Annotated in this window: 20 protein-coding genes; 12 read left to right on the top strand and 8 right to left on the bottom strand. The window is 74.2% G+C overall.

The features are described from left to right. Positions 1-32: 32 nt before the first annotated feature. Complete coding sequence (locus D1781_RS03250; protein ID WP_147392020.1) at positions 33-257, top strand: hypothetical protein; 225 nt, start codon at positions 33-35, stop codon at positions 255-257. 10 nt (positions 258-267) lie between these two features. On the opposite strand, the gene D1781_RS03245 is transcribed toward D1781_RS03250, so the two are convergent. Next, on the bottom strand, positions 268-801 hold the full coding sequence (locus D1781_RS03245; protein ID WP_158589976.1) for a TetR/AcrR family transcriptional regulator: 534 nt from the start codon (positions 799-801) through the stop codon (positions 268-270). 65 nt (positions 802-866) lie between these two features. Between D1781_RS03245 and D1781_RS03240 the strand changes: the two genes are divergently transcribed. Beyond that, positions 867-1,724: an alpha/beta hydrolase family esterase gene (locus tag D1781_RS03240; protein WP_119480818.1), complete on the top strand. Its 858-nt coding sequence runs from the start codon at positions 867-869 to the stop codon at positions 1,722-1,724. A 4-nt stretch (positions 1,725-1,728) separates the two neighbouring features. Further along, positions 1,729-2,646: a transposase gene (locus D1781_RS03235; RefSeq protein ID WP_119480817.1), complete on the top strand. Its 918-nt coding sequence runs from the start codon at positions 1,729-1,731 to the stop codon at positions 2,644-2,646. Positions 2,647-2,662: 16 nt separating this feature from the next. Here the strand turns inward: D1781_RS03235 and D1781_RS03230 are convergent, their stop codons facing one another. Both D1781_RS03230 and D1781_RS03225 read right to left on the bottom strand, forming a co-directional pair. Further along, positions 2,663-3,085, bottom strand: a complete 423-nt coding sequence (locus D1781_RS03230; RefSeq protein ID WP_119480816.1) for a hypothetical protein — start codon at positions 3,083-3,085, stop codon at positions 2,663-2,665. A gap of 15 nt (positions 3,086-3,100) precedes the next feature. Beyond that, complete coding sequence (locus D1781_RS03225; RefSeq protein ID WP_119480815.1) at positions 3,101-3,580, bottom strand: MarR family winged helix-turn-helix transcriptional regulator; 480 nt, start codon at positions 3,578-3,580, stop codon at positions 3,101-3,103. 38 nt (positions 3,581-3,618) lie between these two features. Here D1781_RS03225 and D1781_RS03220 point away from each other — a divergent pair, with 38 nt between their 5' ends. The 3 genes from D1781_RS03220 (at position 3,619) to D1781_RS03210 (ending at position 5,890) form a co-directional block, all read left to right on the top strand. Further along, positions 3,619-3,834, top strand: a complete 216-nt coding sequence (locus tag D1781_RS03220; protein ID WP_119480814.1) for a hypothetical protein — start codon at positions 3,619-3,621, stop codon at positions 3,832-3,834. 82 nt (positions 3,835-3,916) lie between these two features. After that, positions 3,917-4,420 carry a bifunctional nuclease family protein gene (locus D1781_RS03215; RefSeq protein WP_119481710.1) on the top strand — a complete coding sequence of 168 codons (504 nt, stop codon included), beginning with the start codon at positions 3,917-3,919 and terminating at the stop codon, positions 4,418-4,420. A 96-nt stretch (positions 4,421-4,516) separates the two neighbouring features. After that, the gene (locus tag D1781_RS03210; protein ID WP_119480813.1) at positions 4,517-5,890 is read left to right on the top strand and encodes a protein kinase domain-containing protein; all 1,374 of its coding nucleotides are present in this window, start codon (positions 4,517-4,519) and stop codon (positions 5,888-5,890) included. Positions 5,891-5,894: 4 nt separating this feature from the next. On the opposite strand, the gene D1781_RS03205 is transcribed toward D1781_RS03210, so the two are convergent. Next, positions 5,895-6,512, bottom strand: a complete 618-nt coding sequence (locus D1781_RS03205; protein ID WP_119480812.1) for a cation transporter — start codon at positions 6,510-6,512, stop codon at positions 5,895-5,897. 49 nt (positions 6,513-6,561) lie between these two features. Here D1781_RS03205 and D1781_RS03200 point away from each other — a divergent pair, with 49 nt between their 5' ends. Continuing rightward, complete coding sequence (locus tag D1781_RS03200; protein WP_119480811.1) at positions 6,562-7,167, top strand: FMN-binding negative transcriptional regulator; 606 nt, start codon at positions 6,562-6,564, stop codon at positions 7,165-7,167. A gap of 362 nt (positions 7,168-7,529) precedes the next feature. Here the strand turns inward: D1781_RS03200 and D1781_RS03195 are convergent, their stop codons facing one another. After that, entirely contained in the window at positions 7,530-7,829 is a 300-nt protein-coding gene (locus D1781_RS03195; RefSeq protein WP_158589975.1) for a Dabb family protein, read from the bottom strand. A gap of 117 nt (positions 7,830-7,946) precedes the next feature. On the opposite strand from D1781_RS03195, the gene D1781_RS03190 reads away from it, so the two are divergent. The 4 genes from D1781_RS03190 to D1781_RS03175 all read left to right on the top strand — a co-directional run bounded on the left by D1781_RS03190 (position 7,947) and on the right by D1781_RS03175 (position 12,375). Beyond that, positions 7,947-9,023: a GAF domain-containing protein gene (locus D1781_RS03190; RefSeq protein ID WP_147392019.1), complete on the top strand. Its 1,077-nt coding sequence runs from the start codon at positions 7,947-7,949 to the stop codon at positions 9,021-9,023. Between the two features lie 108 nt (positions 9,024-9,131). After that, complete coding sequence (locus D1781_RS03185; protein ID WP_119480808.1) at positions 9,132-10,478, top strand: MFS transporter; 1,347 nt, start codon at positions 9,132-9,134, stop codon at positions 10,476-10,478. Between the two features lie 167 nt (positions 10,479-10,645). Further along, positions 10,646-11,794 (top strand): zinc-dependent alcohol dehydrogenase, encoded by a 1,149-nt coding sequence (locus tag D1781_RS03180; protein ID WP_119480807.1) that lies wholly within the window; start codon positions 10,646-10,648, stop codon positions 11,792-11,794. 11 nt (positions 11,795-11,805) lie between these two features. Next, the gene (locus D1781_RS03175; protein WP_119480806.1) at positions 11,806-12,375 is read left to right on the top strand and encodes a hypothetical protein; all 570 of its coding nucleotides are present in this window, start codon (positions 11,806-11,808) and stop codon (positions 12,373-12,375) included. 65 nt (positions 12,376-12,440) lie between these two features. On the opposite strand, the gene D1781_RS03170 is transcribed toward D1781_RS03175, so the two are convergent. Genes D1781_RS03170 through D1781_RS03160 form a run of 3 tightly spaced genes read right to left on the bottom strand, consistent with a single transcriptional unit; the run spans position 12,441 to position 14,091 of the window. After that, complete coding sequence (locus tag D1781_RS03170) at positions 12,441-13,010, bottom strand: DUF3618 domain-containing protein (RefSeq protein ID WP_119480805.1); 570 nt, start codon at positions 13,008-13,010, stop codon at positions 12,441-12,443. Continuing rightward, on the bottom strand, positions 13,007-13,414 hold the full coding sequence (locus D1781_RS03165; RefSeq protein ID WP_119480804.1) for a phage holin family protein: 408 nt from the start codon (positions 13,412-13,414) through the stop codon (positions 13,007-13,009). Before D1781_RS03165 ends, D1781_RS03170 begins: the two co-directional genes overlap by 4 nt. Beyond that, complete coding sequence (locus tag D1781_RS03160; RefSeq protein ID WP_119480803.1) at positions 13,411-14,091, bottom strand: hypothetical protein; 681 nt, start codon at positions 14,089-14,091, stop codon at positions 13,411-13,413. The genes D1781_RS03165 and D1781_RS03160 overlap by 4 nt, the downstream gene beginning before the upstream one ends. Positions 14,092-14,361: 270 nt before the next feature. On the opposite strand from D1781_RS03160, the gene D1781_RS03155 reads away from it, so the two are divergent. After that, positions 14,362-14,712 (top strand): DUF7882 family protein, encoded by a 351-nt coding sequence (locus D1781_RS03155; protein WP_119481709.1) that lies wholly within the window; start codon positions 14,362-14,364, stop codon positions 14,710-14,712. Positions 14,713-14,726 lie beyond the last annotated feature (14 nt).

Genomic DNA, 14,726 nt, shown 5'->3' with positions numbered 1-14,726 from the left:
CCGCACTGGCGGCCGTCCCGCATGCTGTGCGGATGAGCACGACACCGTTGTCGGCGAAGCACCACCTGGCTTCCGAGATCACGTCCGCGCTCGGCGAAGGGGCTTCGGCTCAGGACATCGTCGAGCTGATCGTCCGGTGCGGCTGGCAGCCGCGCCCAGTCCCCGACCCGAACTCCGAGTACCTCGAGGGCGTGCTGGAGGACGGCACCCGCGTGCCGATCGAGATCCGGCACGCCTCGCTGACGCGCGCGGGCTGACCGGCTCGGCTCAGCGCAGCACGCCGTCGAGCAGCGCGTCCCGGTACGCGGCCGCACGGTCGGGGCGGAGCCGGACCGAGTGGGCGAGGCCGCACAGCAGGACCAGGAGGTCGGCGGCGGTCAGGCCCGGCTCGAGCCGGCTCGCCGCGGCGTCGACCAGCAGGCGGACGGCGTCCATGAGCTCCGCCCGAGCGGCCTCGGTCTCCGCGCGCACGGGCGCGCCGACCACCGACGCCGCGGCGAAGTCGGGGTCGCCGGCGTAGACGCGCAGCGCCTCCCCGAGGAAGCGGCGCAGCGCCTCGTCGGCCGGGTGGCCCTCCGCGACGGCTCGTGCCGACTCGGCCAGCTCGCCGAACCGGTGCTCGACGAGTCCCTCGGCGAGCGCCTCCGGCGACGCGAAGTGCCGGTACACGGTGCCGACGCCGACCTCGGCGCGGCGCGCGACCGCGTTCAGCTGCAGCGGCTCCCCCGCCGCCCGCAGCGCCGCCGCGGCGGCGAGGATCCGATCGCGGTTCCGCGCGACGTCGCGACGGAGCACGGCCATGCGTCGAGGATACCGGATGGAAGATCCGAGCGGATGGATCATCCGTTTCGGGTAGCGTCGGCCCCATGAGCCGCATCTCCCGCGAGACCGTCGTCGTCGGCGACCGCCGGCGCACCCTCCTCCGCGTGCGCCCCTCCGCCCCCTCCCCGGCCGCGCCCCTGCTCCTCGGCCTGCACGGCACCGGGCAGACCGGCGCCGCGTTCCGCCGCTTCGGCGGCCGCACGCTCGACGCCCTGGCCGAGCGGACCGGCGCCGACCTCGTGCTCCTCGACGGCCACCGGCGGGCGTGGAACGACGCCCGCCGGCGCCGCACGTCCGCGGCGCAGCGGCAGGACGTCGACGACGTCGGCTTCGTGCGGCAGGTCGCGCGGGCGGCGGGTCGGCCGGTGCTCGCGATCGGCTACTCGAACGGCGGGCAGCTGCTGCACCGGGTGCTGCGGGAGGAGCACGGCCTGCTCGCCGGAGCCGTGCTCGTGGCGGCGGGCCTGCCCGTCGACGAGGACTTCACGCTCGTCGGGGTCGAGCCGGACCGCGTCCCGATGCTGCTGCTCCACGGCACGGCCGACCCGATCGTGCCGTTCGACGGCGGGACCACCCGCGTGCTCGGGCGCTCGAAGGGCGTCGTCCGGTCCGCCGCGGCGACCGCGGCGGCCTACGCCCCCGAGGATCCGCCCGCGGTGACGCACGACGGCGCGATCGAGCGGCGCGACTGGGGCGTCGTGCGGCTCGTCGTGCAGGAGGGCGTCGGGCACGTCGTCCCGAACCGGCGGACCTCGCCGCTGCCGTTCGTCGTCGGGCCGTCGCACCACGATCTCGACCTCGGCGAGGAGGTCCAGGACTTCTTCGCGGCGCAGCCCGACCCCCTCCTGTCCCCTCGGGCCGGAGCCGCCGGGGCCGCCGGGAGCCGCTCCGCGCGAGGATGAGCCCGTGGCGCAGGACGACGACTTCCTCCAGGCGGCCGAGGCGCTCTACGCCCTGCCGGCCGCGGAGTTCGTCGCCGGGCGCTCCGCCCGGGCGAAGCAGGCGCGCGCGGACGGCGATCGCGACCTGGCCGCGCGGATCAGCGCCCTGCAGAAGCCGTCCGCGGCCGCCGCGCTCGTCAACCGGCTCGTGCACGAGGGAGGCGACCTGCTCGACCGCGTCGAGGACCTCGGCGCGGCGCTGCGGCAGGCGCAGGACGAGGGCGACCCGAAGCGGCTGCGGGAGCTCGGCGCGGACCGGCGGCGCCTGCTGACCGACGCCGTGGACCGGGCGGCCGAGCTCGCGGGCTCCCGTCCCGGTGCGGCCGTGATCGAGGACCTGCAGCAGACCCTGCAGGCGGCGCTCGCGAGCGAGGACACGGCGGCCGCGGTCGCGACCGGGCGGCTCGTCACCGCACTGAGCGCGGACGGCCTCGATCCCGTCGACCTCACGAACGCGGTCGGCGGCCCGGGCCGCGTCGCCCCGCGGCACCGCCGGCCGGCGCCGTCGCGATCGGCCGGCGCCTCCGGCGACGCCGCTGCGGACCGGGAGGCGGCGGAGCAGCGCGCCGCGGCCCGGCGGGAGGCGGAGCAGCGCGCGGACGCGGCAGAGGCGCGGGCCGCGGAGGCGGAGCAGGCCGCGACCTCGGCCGGGACGGAGGCGGACGCCGCCGAGGAGCGCCGGGCGGAGCAGGAGCGGGCGGTCGCCCGGCTGCGGGACCGCATCGCGCGGCTGCAGGAGGAGCTCGAGGGCGCCGAGACGGACCTGCAGGGAGCGGAGGACGCGGCCGCGTCCGCGCGGTCCAGCGCGGACGACGCGGCCCGCGACGCCGAGGACGCCCGCACCGAGGCCGACGAGGCCCGCGCCGCGGTCCCCGAGGACTGACGGCGGGCTCCGCCGCTCAGTCCTCCCGGCGCAGCACCGGCCGCAGCAGGTCCTCCGCGGTCTCGAAGCCCATCGCGGCGACGAAGAGGTCCTGCACGCCGTCCCGCCGGCCGCGGACCGGCGCCGCCCACGCGGCGATGTCGGCCGCGGCGAGCGCGGCGAACGCCGCGTCGACGCGGTCGCCGTCGAGCCGGGCGAGCGGCACCCAGAAGAGCGCGTCGATGCCGTTGCCGCGGCCGAACGGCGGCAGCTGCGCCGCCCGGCCGAGCTGCAGCTGGTCGTCGGCGGCGAGCGGCGCCTCGTAGGAGGAGGCGGACCGGTCGCGCCACGGCGTGCGCGGCGGCGGCGCCGCGTCGCGCCGGGTGAACCCGAGCACCGCGGCCGCGGCGGTGCGCCACAGGCCGGCCGTCCGCCGCCCCGCGCGGCGCCGCCGCGTCACCGCTCCCCCATGCCCCTAGCCAACCCCGGCCGGCTGGGCGCTCCTCCCCTGCTCGCGCCCCATCGCCTCCTGGGAGGCGCGGACGAGCACGTCGAGCGTGCGCCGCGCCTCCTCCAGCACGGCGACGGGTAGGCCGAGCCGCTCCGCGACCCGGACCGGCACCTCGAGCGCCCGCTCCCGCAGGGCGCGGCCGGTCTCGGTGAGCTCGACGCCGAGCTCCCGCTCGTCCGCCGGGTTCCGGCGCCGCTCCAGGTAGCCGACCGCCTCCAGCCGCTTCAGCAGCGGCGTCAGGGTGGGCGGCTCGAGCAGCAGCGCGTCGGCGATGTCACGCAGCGAACGGGGGCTGCGCTCCCAGAGCGCGAGCATGACGAGGTACTGCGGATGGGTGAGCCCGAGCGGCTCGAGCACGGGCCGGTACAGCTTGATGACGCTGCGGCTCGCGGTGGCGAGCGCGAAGCAGACCTGGCGCTCGAGCGCGAGCGGGTCGTCCTCCATCGGCACTCCATTCGTGTACGAAGGATTAGACTACTCACGTGGCAAAGTTCGGACGGTTCGCGCGACGGCTCGACCGCGGGCTGCTGCCCTTCATGGGCCCCGCGCAGATCGGCGCAGGGCACCCGGAGGAGCCGTACCAGCGCCCCGCCGACGCGGCCTGCCCCGTCTGCCACCGGCCCATGACGGCGCACCGCATCGAGCGGAACCCGGACCCGGCCCGCGCGACCCGGCTCGTCTGCCCGACGGACGACTGACTCCCACCGGGGTCCGATCGGACGCCCGGGCGGCCTGCCTACCCTGACCCCGGGCCCGCCGGAGGCCCGCTTGGAGGTCGTCGTGGTCCCCGTGCGCGTGCTCGGCCTCGCGGTCGACGGGCAGATGCAGCCCGTGATCCTGCTCACCCCGCTGGACCCGGCCGACGGCCCGCGCACGCTGGTGCCGATCTGGGTCGGCGCGCAGGAGGCGGCGTCGATCTCGGTGGCGCTGAGCGGCGAGGAGCCGCCGCGGCCCCTCTCCCACGACCTCATGCAGCGCCTGATCGGCGCGGTCGGCGCGAGCGTCGACCGGGTCGACGTCACCCGGATCGACGAGGGCACGTTCTACGCGGAGCTGACACTGACGACCCCGCGCGGCCCGCTCGTGCTCGACAGCCGGCCCTCCGACGCGATCGCCCTCGCCTCCCGCACGGGCGCGCCGCTGTTCGTCGCCGAGTCGGTGCTCGCCGACGCCGGCGTCGAGGAGGAGGACGAGGGCGACGACGACGGCGCGGGCGAGGAGGAGAAGGTCGAGGAGTTCCGCCGGTTCCTCGACGACGTGGACCCCGAGGACTTTCAGGGCTGACGGGGGCGTCGAATCGCGCAACCCGTTTCGCGGAACCTGCGCGGACTGCGATCATTGGAGCGTGCCGAGAACCTCTGGGATCGAGACATCCACCCGATGACCGATGCACCCCCCACCGCTCCCAGCACCGTCGCCGGGCGGTACGAGATCGGCGAGCCGATCGGTCGCGGAGCCCGTGCCTACGTCTACGAGGCGGTCGACCGGCTGCTCGAGCGGCCGGTCGCGATCAAGCTGTTCCACGCCTCGTCGGTCGACATCGAGGAGCTCCGCGCGCAGGAGGTCGAGGCCCGTCTGCTCGGCCGGCTCAACCACTACGCGCTGACCACGCTCTTCGACGCCGGCATCGACGAGTCGGACCCGGAGAACCCGCGCTTCTTCCTCGTGATGGAGCGGATCCCGGGCGTCGACCTGAAGCGCTGGATCCGCAGGGAGGGCGCGCTGACCCCGGCCCAGGTCGCCTACCTGGGCTTCGACCTCGCCGAGGGCCTGCAGTACGTGCACGAGGCCGGCTTCCTGCACCGGGACATCAAGCCGGCGAACGTCCTCATCGCCGACCGCCGCAGCACGACGCGGATCCGCGGCAAGCTGGCCGACTTCGGGATCGCGAGCATCATCGGGCGGCTCGGCAGCAGCGGCACCGCCGACGGCACGGCCGCCTACCTGAGCCCCGAGCAGGTCGACGGGCAGGAGCCGACGCAGGCGTCGGACGTCTACGCGCTCGGCCTGGTCCTGCTCGAGTGCCTCACCGGCGAGCCGGCCTTCCCCGGGTCGAAGACCGAGACCGCGGCCGCGCGGCTGGAGCGGGACCCGCACATCCCGGCCTCCGTCCCCGGCCCGTCGCGCGAGCTGCTGCGGAGCATGACCGCGCTGCTCCCGCAGGACCGGCCGTCGCTCGACGAGGTGGCGCTCGCCTTCCAGACCGCCTCGTTGCGGGACCTCGTCCAGACCGGTCGCGTCGATCCCGCGACGCTCAGCACGGAGGAGGAGCGGCGGATGGCCCTCGTCCGGCGCTACAACATCCTCGACACCCCGCCGGACGACGCGTTCGACCGGATCAGCCACCTCGCCCGCCGCCTGCTCGACGTGCCGATCGCGCTGGTCGCGATCCTCGACGCGGACCGCGAGTGGTTCAAGTCGCGCAACGGCATCGAGATCGAGGAGATCGATCGGGACGTCGCGCTCTGCGCGATCACGGTGCAGACGAACCGGCCCCTGGCGATCACGGACGTGCAGGCCGACGAGACGTTCAGGAGGAACCCGATCGTCGCCGCGGACCCGTCGCTGCACGCATTCCTCGCGGTGCCGCTGCTCACCTCCGGCGGCCACGCGATCGGCACGTTGTGCGTGTTCGACCGACAGGTCCGGGTGTTCACGGACCAGGAGATCGACGACCTGTCGCAGCTCGCCGCGATGGCGATGCGGGAGCTGGACCTGCGGCTCGCGAGCCGTCGGGCGGTGTTCGACCGCTGAACGGTCAGGCGTGCTCCTCCACGAGCTCGCCCTCCCACGCTTCGCGGCCCTCGAGCACCGCGAACGCGGCGATGACGAATCCGGCGACGGGGTCGAGCCAGGTCCATCCCAGCAGCGCGAAGGCGAGCAGACCCGCGAAGGTCGAGACGGAGAGCAGCGCGCACAGACGCGTCTCCGCGGCGTCGGCGACGACGAGGGCCGACCCGAGCCGCAGGCCGACCCGGCGCTTCGCCGCGGCGAGGAGCGGCATCACCACGATCGACAGCGCGGTCAGCACGATGCCGACGACCGACGTGTCCGGCCGCTCCGCGGAGACGAGTGCGACGACCCCGTCGACGAGCAGGTAGGCGGCCAGCGCGAAGAACGTGCCGGCGATGAGACGCAGCGCGATCCGCTCCGCGCGCTCGTCGGGCTCCCGCCCGCGGAGGTCGGCCAGCAGACGGACGAGCACGACGGCGGCGGAGGCGACCTCGATGCCCGAGTCGAGCCCGAACCCGACGAGCGAGACCGCTCCCGCCGCCGCTCCAGCGACGAGGGCGACGACGCCCTCCACGACGTTGTACGCGATCGTGAAGATCGAGAGGGTGACGGCGGCCCGAGCCGGGGCCGCGGAGGCGGGCATGCGACGACCCTAGGGAGGCGCGCGCCCCGACCCGCGCGAGACTGGTGCGATGCGCCACACGCCGCACTTCCTCATGACCGATCCGGCCGAGGTCGCTCGCCTGGTGCGCGGCAACCCGTGGTCGACGTTCGTGTCCTCGACCGCCGCGGGGCTCGTCGCCTCGCACTATCCGACGCTCGTCGACGAGGACGCGGAGGAGCTGACGATCCTCAGCCACTTCGGCCGGCCGGACGAGGAGCTGCACGAGCTCGGGCGGCACGAGATGCTCGTGATCGTCCAGGGCCCGCACGACTACGTCTCGTCGAGCTGGTACGCCGAGGGCGACGACATCCCGACCTGGAACCACGTGACCGCGCACCTGTACGGCGTGCCGGAGATCCTCTCGCCCGAGGAGAACTACGCCGTCCTGTCGCGGCTCACCGACCACTTCGAGGGCGGGTTCGAGCACGGCCGCTCCCTCGCGCTCGACGAGGAGCGCTCCCGCCGGGCCGCGAAGGGGACGGTCGGCCTGCGGATGCGCGTGACGCGCTTCGACGCCCGCGCGAAGCTGAGCCAGAACAAGGCCCCGGAGGTCGCCGAGCGCATCACCGCCGAGCTCGACGCCCGCAACCCCGCCCTGGCCGACGAGATGCGGCGGGCCCGCGCAGCGCAGTAGCGCCGCGGGATGGTTCCGGCACGGGCGCGGAGCGCCCGGCTGACCACCGCACCCCCTCCCGTTGGTCGAGGTGCGAGCGCAGCGAGCCTCGAGACCACCCCGCCCCCGCTGGCCCGTATTCGAGCACCGGGCACCGACACTGCATCCCCTCGAGAACCAGGCTTTTTCCGCTCAGCGAAACGGCGTGTCCTGGTGCGGGGAGAACGGACAGGTGCGGTTCAAACGGACCGACTTGCTCCGGATTCCTGCCGCTTCGACGGCCGCAAAGCGGCACGAATCCGGAGCAACTTCGAGGGTCTCGAGGCTCGCTGCGCTCGCACCTCGACCAGCGGGGCGCGGGGGCGGGGCGGGGCGCCCGGGCGTCAGGAGGCGACGTCGAAGACCACCACGCGGGCCGAGTTGTCGCCCAGGTAGCGGCCGACGACCACGTGGTCGGGGTGCGGGAGGTAGGCGGCCACGGCGTCGGCGCTCTCGAACCGGATCACGAGCGCCCAGTCGAAGCCGCTCTCGAGCCCTTCCGTGCTCACGCTCGGGCCGCGGTCGACCGACAGCACGCCGGGGATCCCGCGGAGGTGCTGGTCGACCAGCCCCTCGGCCTCCTCGGCGGCTCCGTCCCGGCCCTCGGCCCACTCCACCAGCACCACGTGCACGACCTGCGTCATGGGCCACATCCTCGCGCCCCGCACCTCACGGAGGTTCGAGAGCCCCGTGGTGCCGCCCCACCCGACCTCCTTCGAGGGTTCGAGTGCGAGGATGCCCGCTCACCCGAGGAGCGCGTCGTGGTCCCATTGCTCGCGTCCGGCGGCGGCCGAGTCGGCGGCGGCCGGCTGCACCGCAGCGGCCGCGACCCGCAGCGGGTGCTGCTCGTGGCCGACCGCGCGCGCATCGACGACGGCGGGGCGCTGACGGAGCGGCTCGCCGACGCGGTCGCCGCGCGGACGCGGCGCGGGCTGGACCTCGACGTCGCGTGGGACGTCGCGCCGGTGCTGGAGGCCGTCGAGACGTCGACCGAGGCCTGGCGGCTCTGGCGCTACGAGGCCGTCGTGCTGCTCGTCCGGGGCGCGGACCTGGAGGCGGCGAGCCGCTGGTGGGGCGGCCGGGTCCGCCGGGTCGCGCAGCGCGTGCTGCCCGAGCTCGCGGAGTCGAGCGCCGTGCTCGTCGTGCGGCTCGACGACCGCGACCGCGGCGGCACGACGATGGAGGCGCACCTCGCGGCCGAGCCCGCGGTGCGATCGGCCGCAGCGCGGCTCGACGCGGACGGACGCCTCGGCGACCCGGCCCAGGCGGACGCGATCGCGGACGAGATCGCCGCGCTGCTCGTCGCCAGCGCCCGCCGCGCCGCCCGCGGACGCGGACGGACCGCCGTCGAGCGCCGCGCCGAACCGCAGCCGGAGGCGGACCGGCAGCGCGCGGTCGACGCGGTGACCGAGGGGCTCGGCGGGGTGAACCCCCACCTCGAGCGCGTCGTCCTCCTCGCCCGCAACACGTTCGACGTGCCGTTCGCGCAGGTGAACCTGCTGGACCACGGGCGCATCCGCACGCTCGCCTTCGTGGGCGCTCCGGGCGACGAGGCGGTGCAGCCCATCTGCACCATCACGGTGCGCGGGTCGGGGCCGACGATCATCGCGGACACCTGGCAGGACCCGCGGCTCGACGACAACCCGCACGTGCACGGCGCGGAGCACCCGGTGCGCTTCTACGCGGCGCACCCGATCGAGTCGACGGACGGCTACCGCGTCGGCACGCTCTGCGTCTTCGACATGAAGCCCCACGACCTCCGGGACGTGGACCCCGCCGTGCTCCGAGACCTCGCGCTGCTCGCGGAGGCGGAGATCAGCACGCTGCCGGAGGCGTGACCGGGAGTAGCCCGTTCGTTGCCTTCAGTCAACCCCTCCGGCTCCCAGGCGGATCGAGCATCGTCGCCCGGCTGCGCCCCGCTGCCCGGGGCCGGGAAGGCCCCACCCATGACCACCGCCCCCACGTCCGCCGACCGCCCGAGGACCGGGCTCGTCCGCCGCTTGAACTTCGCCGCCGCCTGGGGCGAGGGGCTCGACGGCTTCGACCTCGGCGTCATCAGCGTCGCGCTCCCCTTCATCACGAAGGCGCTCGGCCTCACCCCGGTCGAGGCGGGGCTCATCGGCGCCTCCTCCCTGATCGGCATCTTCGTCGGGGCACCGCTCGCCGGCTTCCTCACCGACCGGTACGGCCGCCGGCTGCTGTTCCTCGTCGACGTGATCGCCTTCATCGTCCTCGGGCTCGCCCAGGGGATCGTGACCGACGGGATCCAGCTGTTCGTGATCCGCGTGCTCCTCGGCGTCGCGATCGGCGCCGAGTACTCGATCGGCGCGGCGATGCTGTCCGAGTTCGCCCCGGCGAAGGGGCGCGGCCGACGCCTGTCCGGGCTGCTCGTCGGCTGGTACGGCGGCTACCTGATCGCGGTCGTCGTCGCCTACGTGCTGATCGACGGGCTCGGGATCAGCTGGCGCTGGGCCCTCGCCTGCAGCGCGCTCCCCGCCCTCGTGACCGCGCTCGTCCGCATCGGCTTCCCGGAGTCGCCCCGCTGGCTGCTCACCCACGGGCGGGGCCAGGAGGGGCGCGCGATCGTCGACCGCTACCTCGGCGGCGACCGGTACTTCGAGCAGGAGAACTTCGGGTCGGAGGAGGAGCGCCGCACCGCGTCCCTGTTCCGCGGGGAGAACCTGAAGCGGCTCGTCTTCCTGTCCGTCTTCTGGGCCTGCAACGTCGCGCCCTACTTCGCGATCTTCACGTTCGCCCCGACGGTGCTGAAGACCCTGCAGCTGTCCGACCCCGCGGTCGGCACGATCTTCGTGAACGCCCTCGCCGCCATCGGTGCCGTCGTCGGCATGCTCAGCATCGAGCGGATCGGGCGGCGCAAGCAGGCGGTGCCCCCGTGGTGGATCATGGCCGGCGCCCTCGCCGTCATCGGCCTGTGGGCCGGCGCTCCCGGCTGGGTGATCGTGCTCTGCTTCGCCGTCTTCTCGTTCCTGAACGCGCTGTCCGGCAACCTCACCGCGGTCTACCCGATCGAGATCCTGCCGACGCCGGTGCGCTCGAGCGGGGTCGGCGTCGCGGCGGCGGTCAGCCGCGTCGGCGCCGCGATCGGCACGTTCCTGCTCCCCGTCGGCATCGACACCATCGGCACCGGCGCCTGCATGCTGATCGCCGCGGCCGTCTGCGTGGTGGGCGGCGTCGTCTCCCAGCTCATGGCGCCGGAGACGACGAACCGAGACCTCGTCGACACGAGCTCGAGCCCCCTCCGCGCCGCCCCGGAGCCCGCCGCGACGCGCTGACCCGCGAAGTGCTCACGCTTCTGGACGCCGGATCGAGGAGTCGGCGTCCAGAAGCGTGAGCACTTCCCGCCTTGCACGCACCGCGCCGTGAGGCAACCCCCTCTTCCGATTCAGGTTCGCCGCGAACGATCGAGGGGCGGCCTCCCGGCTGCGACGGAGGAGGACGCATGCACGCGATGGTCTACCGAGGGCCCTACAAGATCCGGGTCGAGGAGAAGGACCGGCCGCGGATCGAGCACCCGAACGACGCGATCGTGCGCGTGACGCTCGCGGCGATCTGCGGGTCGGACCTGCACCTGTACCACGGGATGATGCCGGACACCCGGGTCGGGACGACGTTCGGCCACGAGTTCATCGGCGTGGTCGACGAGGTCGGCTCGTCCGTCCAGAACCTGAAGGTCGGGGACCGCGTCATGGTCCCCTTCAACGTCTACTGCGGGTCCTGCTTCTTCTGCGCCCGCGGCCTGTACTCGAACTGCCACAACGTGAACCCGAACGCGACCGCGGTCGGCGGGATCTACGGCTACTCGCACACGACCGGCGGCTACGACGGCGGCCAGGCGCAGTACGTGCGCGTCCCCTTCGCGGACGTCGGCCCGCAGGTCATCCTGGACTGGATGGCCGACGAGGACGCCGTGCTCCTGACGGACGCGGTCGCCACCGGCTACTTCGGGGCGCAGCTCGGCGACATCGTCGAGGGCGACACCGTGGTGGTGCTCGGTGCGGGCCCCGTCGGGCTCTACGCCGCCCGCTCGGCCTGGCTCATGGGCGCCGGCCGCGTGATCGTGATCGACCACCTGCAGTACCGGCTCGACAAGGCCGCGGAGTTCGCCTACGCGGAGACGCTCAACTTCACCGAGGTCGACGACGTCGTGCTCTGGATGAAGCAGACCACCGACTGGCTCGGCGCCGACGTCGTGATCGACGCGGTCGGGGCGGAGGCGGACGGCAGCGTCGTGCAGCAGATCACGAGCTCGAAGCTGAAGCTGCAGGGCGGCTCCCCCGTCGCCCTCAACTGGGCGATCGACGGCGTGCGGAAGGGCGGCACGGTCGCCGTGGCGGGCGCGTACGGGCCCGTGTTCAGCGCCGTGAAGTTCGGCGACGCGATGAACAAGGGCCTCACGATCCGCGCGAACCAGACGCCGGTGAAGCGGCAGTGGCCGCGCCTGTTCGAGCACATCCGCAACGGCCACCTGAAGCCGTCCGAGATCGTCACCCACCGGGTGCCGCTCGAGCACATCGCCGAGGGGTACCACCTGTTCTCCGCCAAGCTCGACGACTGCATCAAGGTGCTCGTCGAGCCCGGCGCCGCGTGAGGAGCACCGAGATGACCGACGTCCCCCGTCCCTACGTCGCCGACGCACCGGCGAAGCGCCCGACCAGCGAGGAGCTGCGCGCCCGCATCCCCGGCTGGGGCGCCGACCTGGACCCGAAGGACCGCCCCTCGTACCCGAAGGAGCGCTTCGACCCGGGCGCGACCGGAGCCCACTGGGACTTCCCGGAGCGCCAGGAGGAGTTCTACACCCGCGAGAAGTCCATCGAGCACGGCATCCTGCCGCCGGTCTACGGCACGGTCGCGCCGCTGCACGGCGTCTCCGGGCTGATCCGCCGGACCGCGTACGCGAAGTTCAGCGAGGCGCGGCTCGCGCACTGGCTGCTGCTGATCGCCGGTGACCGCGTGGACGCGTTCGGCGCGCACGCGAAGTCGATCCTCGCGGGGAAGCCGGACAACCCGGTCACGGAGACCGGCCTGCCGGCCGAGCGCGCGGGCAGCCGCGGCGGCGACCGCGCCGACCGCAGCCACACCTGGATCGACCCGATCCTCGTCGCCGGGCCGTGGCTGGTCGCGGGCTGGCTCGGCCTGCGCGCGATCCGCGGGATCCTCGGCAGCCGCTGAACGACGAAGGGCCCCGGGTCCGCTCCCGAGGGGGCGGGCCCGGGGCCCTTCGTGCGTGCTGCGGGTCAGCCGCCCTGGGCGGCGCCGCGGACGTCGTCCTTCGCGTCGGCGGCGGTGCCCTTGACGTCGGAGGCGGCCGACCGGCCCTCCTGCTTCACGGTGCTCGCCGCGTCCGTCGCGGTCTCCTTCACGTGGGCCGCGGCCTGCTGCGCGGGCTCCTTCAGCTGCTGCGCCGCGTCCTTCGCCTGGTCGACGAGGGGCGCCGCCTTCTCCTTCGCGGTCGACGCGAGCTGCCGCTCGGCCGGCGCGGTCGGGATCAGGGAGGAGAGCAGCCAGCCGGCGCCGAAGGCGACGAGGCCGACGACGAGCGGGTGGCCCTTCGCGGTCTCGACGGCCGAGCCGGCCGCGTCGCTCGCGTTCGAGCCGACGTCGCCGGGGCTCGGCACCTTGTCGGTGGCCGTGTGCACGGCGCCCATGAAGGACTCGCGCACGGACCGGGCCCGGCTCTTGACCTTCTCCTTCTGGCGGTCGGCGATGCTCGACGGGCTCACCTTGTCGGCGAGCGCGTCGACGTCGTAGCTCAGGTCGGAACGGGTCGCCTCGATGTCGCGGCGGATGGTGTCGGGGTCGCTCATCGGGTGCCTCCGGGCTTCACGGTTTCGGGGATCTTCTTCAGGGAGTCGACCGTGCGGGGCGCGCCGCGGACGGTCTTCAGCTTCGCGCGGCCGCGGGCGAACAGGATCGCGGCCACGATCGCGTAGACGACGGTGATGATCAGCGCGGACCAGGCGTTCCCGATCGCGTAGCCGATCGCCCACCAGATCGTGATGGTGAGGAACAGCAGGGCGAACAGCCCGGCGACGGCGGCGCCGCCGAACATGCCCGCGCCCTTGCCCGCCTGCTTCGCGGACTCGGTGAGCTCCGCCTTCGCGAGCTCGACCTCCTGCCGGAAGAGCGTGGAGAGGTCGCGGGTGACGCCGGAGAGCAGCTCGCCCAGGCCGGTGGTCGCCGCCCGCTCCTCAGGACCGGGACTGCTCATCGCAGACCCTCCGCGGTCGGCTCCGCGTCGTCCTTCGCCTCGGCGACGAGCGCCTTCGTGAGGCGCGCCGCCACGATGCCGGTGCCCGCGGCGAGCGCGATGAACAGGCCGGGCCGACGGGCCGCGAACTGCTTCACCTCGTCGAGGACCTCCTCGGGGCTGTGCTGCTCGAGCCAGTCGCCGATGCCGCGGGCGCGGGTCTCGAGGTTCTGGACGAGCTCGGAGGCGAGGCCGCTGTCGGGCTGCTGCCCCTGGCCCATCTTGCCGAGGTCCTCCGCGAACGTGCGGATCGTGCCCGCCGCGCGCTGCTGCTGCGTGCCCGCCTGCTCGGAGAGCTGCGAGGTCGCCTGGCCGTACAACTCGCGGGCCTGGCCGAGCGCGTCCTTCGCGACCCGCGACGCCTGCTCCGTGCCGGTCGACGCCACGCGGGCGCCGGCGTCCTTCGCGGTGCCGGCGACGTCGGAGGCCGCGTCCTTCGCGGCTCCGGTCGCCTGCTTCGCGCGGTCCTTCGCCTCCTGCGCGGCGCCGCCGGAGCCCTGGCCCTGCTGCGCGTCGAGGTCGAGGTCCTCCTCGAACACGGGCGGCGGGACCCGGAGGTCGCTGTAGGTGGGTGCCGCCGCCGTCTCGTCGTAGAGCGGCGTGGCCGGGGTCCCGTCCTCGGGTGGGGTGATGCTCATGGTCGTCCTTCCATCGTCGGATGCCGTTGCGGCGTGCGATGCCGGTACGAGGGCAACATCCTTCGCCTGGGAGCCGTCAGGGGCTGGACAGGGAGCGGGCTGGGGCGTAGAACGCGGCGCGCGAGCCGGTTCTGACCGGTCGGTGCGGATCCGGTGGGAGGGCGCTGAGCCTCCGGTGGCGGTCGGGCGCTCCGAGGGAGACTGCTTCGACGGGCCGTGCTCCGGTCGACGGTCGACCGTGCCGACCCGCGGCAGGAGAGGGGCCGCGACATGGGCGTCATGCGCTACGACGGGACGCAGGTCGAGTTCGGCGACCGTCTCCTCACCCACGTCCAGGTCGTGGTGATCCACGAGTTCCGCCGCGGCGAGGCGTTCCCGATGTCCTGGCTCAAGTCGACCGCGGTCGGCAGCGGGCGCAGCTCGGTGTGGCTCGCGCCGCAGCTGCCGGTGCACTTCGACTTCGTCGGGTCCCGCGTCCCCGAGCTCAACCGCGACTGGATCGACCGGATGATCGAGTCCGCGAGCAGCACCCGCGGCCTCATCGTGACGAACGAGGACGGATCGCTCGCCCACTCGGGCCCGGAGGACCACCGCGCGTCCCTTCGCCGCGTCCCCGCCTGAGCCCGACCGGGGCG

Source organism: Amnibacterium setariae, from assembly GCF_003581425.1.
Lineage (GTDB): Bacteria > Actinomycetota > Actinomycetes > Actinomycetales > Microbacteriaceae > Amnibacterium > Amnibacterium setariae.
Note: the sequence above shows the minus strand (reverse complement) of the source record. Positions and strands in the feature narration are given on the sequence as shown.

What these genes read in the sequence shown, in the direction of transcription:
- D1781_RS03175 (WP_119480806.1), top strand. Translation starts at nt 11,806, where the DNA reads ATGACCGACGTCCCCCGTCCCTACGTCGCCGACGCACCGGCGAAGCGC.
- D1781_RS03195 (WP_158589975.1), bottom strand. Translation starts at nt 7,829, where the DNA reads ATGACGCAGGTCGTGCACGTGGTGCTGGTGGAGTGGGCCGAGGGCCGG.
- D1781_RS03165 (WP_119480804.1), bottom strand. Translation starts at nt 13,414, where the DNA reads ATGAGCAGTCCCGGTCCTGAGGAGCGGGCGGCGACCACCGGCCTGGGC.
- D1781_RS03160 (WP_119480803.1), bottom strand. Translation starts at nt 14,091, where the DNA reads ATGAGCATCACCCCACCCGAGGACGGGACCCCGGCCACGCCGCTCTAC.
- D1781_RS03245 (WP_158589976.1), bottom strand. Translation starts at nt 801, where the DNA reads ATGGCCGTGCTCCGTCGCGACGTCGCGCGGAACCGCGATCGGATCCTC.
- D1781_RS03200 (WP_119480811.1), top strand. Translation starts at nt 6,562, where the DNA reads ATGCGCCACACGCCGCACTTCCTCATGACCGATCCGGCCGAGGTCGCT.
- D1781_RS03170 (WP_119480805.1), bottom strand. Translation starts at nt 13,010, where the DNA reads ATGAGCGACCCCGACACCATCCGCCGCGACATCGAGGCGACCCGTTCC.
- D1781_RS03240 (WP_119480818.1), top strand. Translation starts at nt 867, where the DNA reads ATGAGCCGCATCTCCCGCGAGACCGTCGTCGTCGGCGACCGCCGGCGC.
- D1781_RS03180 (WP_119480807.1), top strand. Translation starts at nt 10,646, where the DNA reads ATGCACGCGATGGTCTACCGAGGGCCCTACAAGATCCGGGTCGAGGAG.
- D1781_RS03205 (WP_119480812.1), bottom strand. Translation starts at nt 6,512, where the DNA reads ATGCCCGCCTCCGCGGCCCCGGCTCGGGCCGCCGTCACCCTCTCGATC.
- D1781_RS03250 (WP_147392020.1), top strand. Translation starts at nt 33, where the DNA reads ATGAGCACGACACCGTTGTCGGCGAAGCACCACCTGGCTTCCGAGATC.
- D1781_RS03210 (WP_119480813.1), top strand. Translation starts at nt 4,517, where the DNA reads ATGACCGATGCACCCCCCACCGCTCCCAGCACCGTCGCCGGGCGGTAC.
- D1781_RS03185 (WP_119480808.1), top strand. Translation starts at nt 9,132, where the DNA reads ATGACCACCGCCCCCACGTCCGCCGACCGCCCGAGGACCGGGCTCGTC.
- D1781_RS03225 (WP_119480815.1), bottom strand. Translation starts at nt 3,580, where the DNA reads ATGGAGGACGACCCGCTCGCGCTCGAGCGCCAGGTCTGCTTCGCGCTC.
- D1781_RS03155 (WP_119481709.1), top strand. Translation starts at nt 14,362, where the DNA reads ATGGGCGTCATGCGCTACGACGGGACGCAGGTCGAGTTCGGCGACCGT.